At 47.1% G+C, this 4,332-nt stretch carries 3 protein-coding genes; 2 read left to right on the top strand and 1 reads right to left on the bottom strand.

Translation table 11 applies throughout. The features are described 5' to 3' along the window. Positions 1 to 29 precede the first annotated feature (29 nt). Positions 30 to 1,628, top strand: coding sequence for a malate synthase A (gene aceB, locus ACFQ2O_RS20215; protein ID WP_377532337.1), 1,599 nt, complete (start codon positions 30 to 32; stop codon positions 1,626 to 1,628). 85 nt (positions 1,629 to 1,713) lie between these two features. Next, positions 1,714 to 2,994 (top strand): isocitrate lyase, encoded by a 1,281-nt coding sequence (aceA, locus tag ACFQ2O_RS20220; RefSeq protein ID WP_377532340.1) that lies wholly within the window; start codon positions 1,714 to 1,716, stop codon positions 2,992 to 2,994. A gap of 165 nt (positions 2,995 to 3,159) precedes the next feature. Here aceA and ACFQ2O_RS20225 read toward each other — a convergent pair whose 3' ends face one another. After that, positions 3,160 to 4,209 carry a CNNM domain-containing protein gene (locus ACFQ2O_RS20225; RefSeq protein ID WP_377532343.1) on the bottom strand — a complete coding sequence of 350 codons (1,050 nt, stop codon included), beginning with the start codon at positions 4,207 to 4,209 and terminating at the stop codon, positions 3,160 to 3,162. Positions 4,210 to 4,332: the final 123 nt, after the last annotated feature.

A 4,332-nucleotide genomic window follows, 5' to 3' on the forward strand; every position in this document is an offset into this window, starting at 1 on the left:
ATCAACTATAAATTATTAAAGTAGGCGTCATGATCTTAGAAAGCACAGCAGAAGTAAAGGCAACTTTAAAAAAGGGCTTTGACCAAATTCTAACCCCACAGGCACTGGAGTTTTTGGAGATGCTCCACCATAAATTTGAACCACGACGACAGGAGCTACTCAAAAGGCGGACAAAGCAACAGGAAAAGCTGCATCACGGCCATACGTTAGACTTCTTACCTGAAACTAAAGAAGTGCGCAGCAGCAGCTGGAAAGTTGGCAGCATTCCCGATGACATGCAGTTGCGCCGTGTTGAGATTACAGGACCTGTTGATCGAAAAATGGTCATCAATGCGCTTAACTCTGGTGCAGATGTGTTTATGGCTGATTTTGAAGACGCTACCTCACCTACTTGGGAAAATGTGGTGCAGGGCCAGCTAAATCTGCGCGATGCTATCCGCCGTGACATAGATTTTACTGTGCAGAATGGAAAGACATACCGGCTACGCGAGAAGGTGGCTGTGCTGAATGTGCGTCCGCGTGGCTGGCACCTTCTTGAAAAGCACCTGTTGATTGGCGGGCAGGAGATAGCTGCTTCGCTGTTCGATTTCGGGTTATACTTTTTTCATAATGCAAAGGAGTTGCTATCACGCAAATCCGGGCCATACTTCTACCTCCCTAAACTAGAGAGCCACCTGGAGGCACGCCTATGGAACGATGTGTTTGTGGCGGCCCAGGAAGCACTGCATCTTCCTATTGGCACTATCAAAGCAACTGTTCTGATAGAAACTATTACGGCAGCATTTGAGATGGATGAGATACTGTATGAACTGAGGGAACATATTGTGGGGCTGAATGCGGGGCGCTGGGACTATATTTTCAGTGCCATCAAGAAGTTTAGAAAACGAACAGATGTGCTATTTCCTGACCGCACCGATATTACCATGCAGGTGCCTTTTATGAAAGCCTATACTTCGCTGCTGGTAAAGACCTGTCACAAACGCGGGGCACATGCCATGGGTGGAATGGCTGCCTTTATCCCCAACCGCCATGACCCAGGCGTGAACGAGAATGCCTTCAAAAAAGTAAGGGCAGATAAGGCGCACGAGGCGCAGGCAGGTTTTGATGGTACCTGGGTAGCACATCCCGATCTTGTACCCGTAGCCCGAGATGAATTTGATAAAGTATTGGGAGATAAGCCGCACCAGAAAGAGGTGCTGTGCGAGCATGTGCAGGTGCAGGCAGAAGAACTGACAAACTTTGCCATACACGGCGGCAAAATAACAGAGGCAGGCCTGCGGCTCAACATACATGTAGGTATCATGTACATCGGGAGCTGGCTATGTGGCACAGGTGCAGCGGCTATACACAACCTGATGGAGGACGCCGCCACCGCCGAAATTTCCCGTGCACAAGTATGGCAATGGCTGCACCAGCCTCACACTACAACCGCCGATGGACAGGAAATTACAGAAGCGCGTGTGCTGCAGTTAATTCAGGAAGAAACAAATCATATAAAAGAAGAAATAGGCTTAGCTAAATTCAAAAACTGCCATTTCGAGCGTGCCTCCCAACTGTTCTCAGAGCTGGTGCTTTCTACATGCTTCGTTGATTTCCTGACGCTACCCGCTTATAAGTACATCGACTAAATGGTTATGAGTAAGGCTGAAATAGCCGCTGCTATGACACCTTATTCTTTCCTCATTCATATTTTCATAACATAACATATTCATCATGACAAAAACTGATAGAATCCAGAGAATTGAAAGAGATTGGATAGAAAACCCGCGTTGGGCTGGCATCCGCAGACCTTATAGTGCTGAGGAGGTGGTGAAACTCCAGGGGTCGGTGCAGATCGAATACACGCTGGCGCGGAATGGAGCCGAGAAGCTATGGCGTAAACTACACGCTGAAAATTATGTGGCAGGCTTAGGCGCTTTAACGGGAAACCAGGCTGTGCAGGAGGTGGAGGCTGGTTTAAACGCCATCTACTTGAGTGGCTGGCAAGTGGCAGCTGATGCAAACCTTGCCGGGCAGATGTACCCGGACCAAAGCCTGTATCCTGCTGACTCTGTGCCGAATGTGGTAAAGAAAATCAATAATGCTTTGCTGCGGGCTGACCAGATACAGAGTGTAAACGGTAAAGGAGAGAAAGACTACCTGGTGCCGATTGTGGCGGATGCAGAAGCGGGCTTTGGTGGTAACCTAAATGCATTTGAGCTAATGAAGATGATGATAGAGGCAGGTGCAGCAGGCGTGCACTTTGAAGATCAGCTATCTTCTGCCAAAAAGTGCGGCCACTTAGGCGGCAAGGTACTGGTGCCAACTCAGGAGGCAATAAACAAACTGGTAGCTGCGCGACTTGCAGCAGACGTAATGGGTGTGCCTACTATACTGGTGGCAAGAACGGATGCAGATGCTGCCAACCTGATCACCAGTAACATTGATCCACGCGACCATGCCTTTATACTTGATGAACCACGTACCCACGAAGGATTTCACAGGGTTCGTAACGGTATAGAACAAGGTATTGCCCGCGGGTTAGCCTATGCCCCTTATGCAGATTTGCTATGGATGGAAACATCACACCCTGACTTAGAGCAGGCCCGCCAGTTTGCAACGGCTATACATGCGGCGTTTCCCGGGAAACTATTGGCTTACAACTGCTCTCCATCTTTTAACTGGGCAGCAAAGCTCAGTGTAGCAGAAATGGAGACGTTCCGTGAAGAACTGGCTGCTATGGGCTATAAGTTTCAATTTATAACCCTTGCCGGTTTTCATGCGCTTAACACAAGTATGTTTGAGCTGGCAAAAGCCTATAAAGAAAGAGGAATGGCAGGTTACTCAGAACTTCAGCAACGTGAGTTTGCTTTGGCCGAAGACGGTTTTAAAGCTGTGAAACATCAGGCATTTGTAGGTACGGGCTACTTTGATGCTGTCCAGAACACTGTAACGGCAGGTGCTACTTCTACTGCTGCGCTTGTTGGCTCTACTGAAGAGGAACAGTTTAACTAAATATCTACAGCCTTCTTGTTTATACTTCTAAAGGTCCTGCTGTGGCTTTTGCTACAGCAGGACCTTTGTGCGCGGTATGTTTATACGCTTTTTAACAGAAACTAAAGTGTATCTAAAGGGGCACGCGTACTTGCGCCAGGCTAAGGTTAAATTTAGCCCGAAAGCTTATTCAGGTGTATAGCCCAGGCGGCGTGCGCGTTTCTCCCAATTTTGACGTGCCCATTTCTGCAGGTCTGCTACCTGGTCCAGCTCGTCAATAATTTCCATACCCAGCAGAGTTTCAATCATATCTTCCATACTAATAAGTCCGGCGGTGCCTCCATACTCATCTACCACCAGCGCTACTTGCTCCTGTTGCTCCAGCAAACGGTTGAAGAGGGTAGGAATAGGCATGTGTTCTGGTACTACCTGTATTTTTCGTGCTACAGTTTTGAGTGGCAGGTGACCTTTGTTGTTGATGATGCCGGATAGCACCTCTTCCTTCAGCACATACCCTTTTACATCGTCCAGGTTTTCGTGGTAAACCGGAATACGGGAAAACCGAAGATCAGGGAAACTCTGGTAAAACTCCCGCAAAGACATATCTTCCTTCGCGCTGATGATCACCGTGCGGGGTGTCATAATGTTGCGAACCATGATGTTGTTGAAACGAAGGATATTCCGAATAATCTGCGATTCGCCTTTCTTAAAAATACCTTGCTTGATACCCAGTTCTGCCATAGCTGTAAAATCAGCCCGACTTAAAACGCTTCTGTCTTTATCTTTCTTGAGCCGCTTGGTGATAAACTGAGACAAGATAATGATAGGGTAAAGCGGCGAGTAAATCAGGATTTTAAGCGTACGAACTGTAAATGGTGCAAGCTTTCGCCAGTAGTTAGCCCCGAGTGTTTTAGGAATGATTTCGGAAAATATAAGTATAACTAAAGTTAGTACCGCAGAGGTAATAGATAAGTATTCTTCTCCCCAAATCTGCTGCGCTTGCGCACCAACACCGGCGGCACCTATCGTGTGGGCAAAGGTGTTTAGCGTCAGGATGGCGGCTAAAGGTTTATCGATGTTATCTTTAAATTCTTCTAGCGTTTTACCTAGCGAGGGAGATTCCTGCGTAGTGATACTGATGTATGCTGGCGTAATGCTTAGCAGCACGGCTTCCAGCATCGAGCATAGAAACGATAAAACTATAGCGGTAAAGAGATATAAAAGTAATAAACCCATGTATGGATTAAAGTGAAGGATGTGTTGAATGTTATGCCAGACCTATCAGAGAAGCTATATAGTTTTGAATATCTTCAGTACTAAATACTTGCAGCGTGGTGATGGCATGGATTGTTTTATGAA

It is taken from the genome of Pontibacter rugosus (assembly GCF_042678745.1).
GTDB lineage: Bacteria > Bacteroidota > Bacteroidia > Cytophagales > Hymenobacteraceae > Pontibacter > Pontibacter rugosus.

Excerpts from the sequence above, each read along its gene's own strand:
- aceB (WP_377532337.1), top strand. The coding sequence starts at position 30 with ATGATCTTAGAAAGCACAGCAGAAGTAAAGGCAACTTTAAAAAAGGGC.
- ACFQ2O_RS20225 (WP_377532343.1), bottom strand. The coding sequence starts at position 4,209 with ATGGGTTTATTACTTTTATATCTCTTTACCGCTATAGTTTTATCGTTT.
- aceA (WP_377532340.1), top strand. The coding sequence starts at position 1,714 with ATGACAAAAACTGATAGAATCCAGAGAATTGAAAGAGATTGGATAGAA.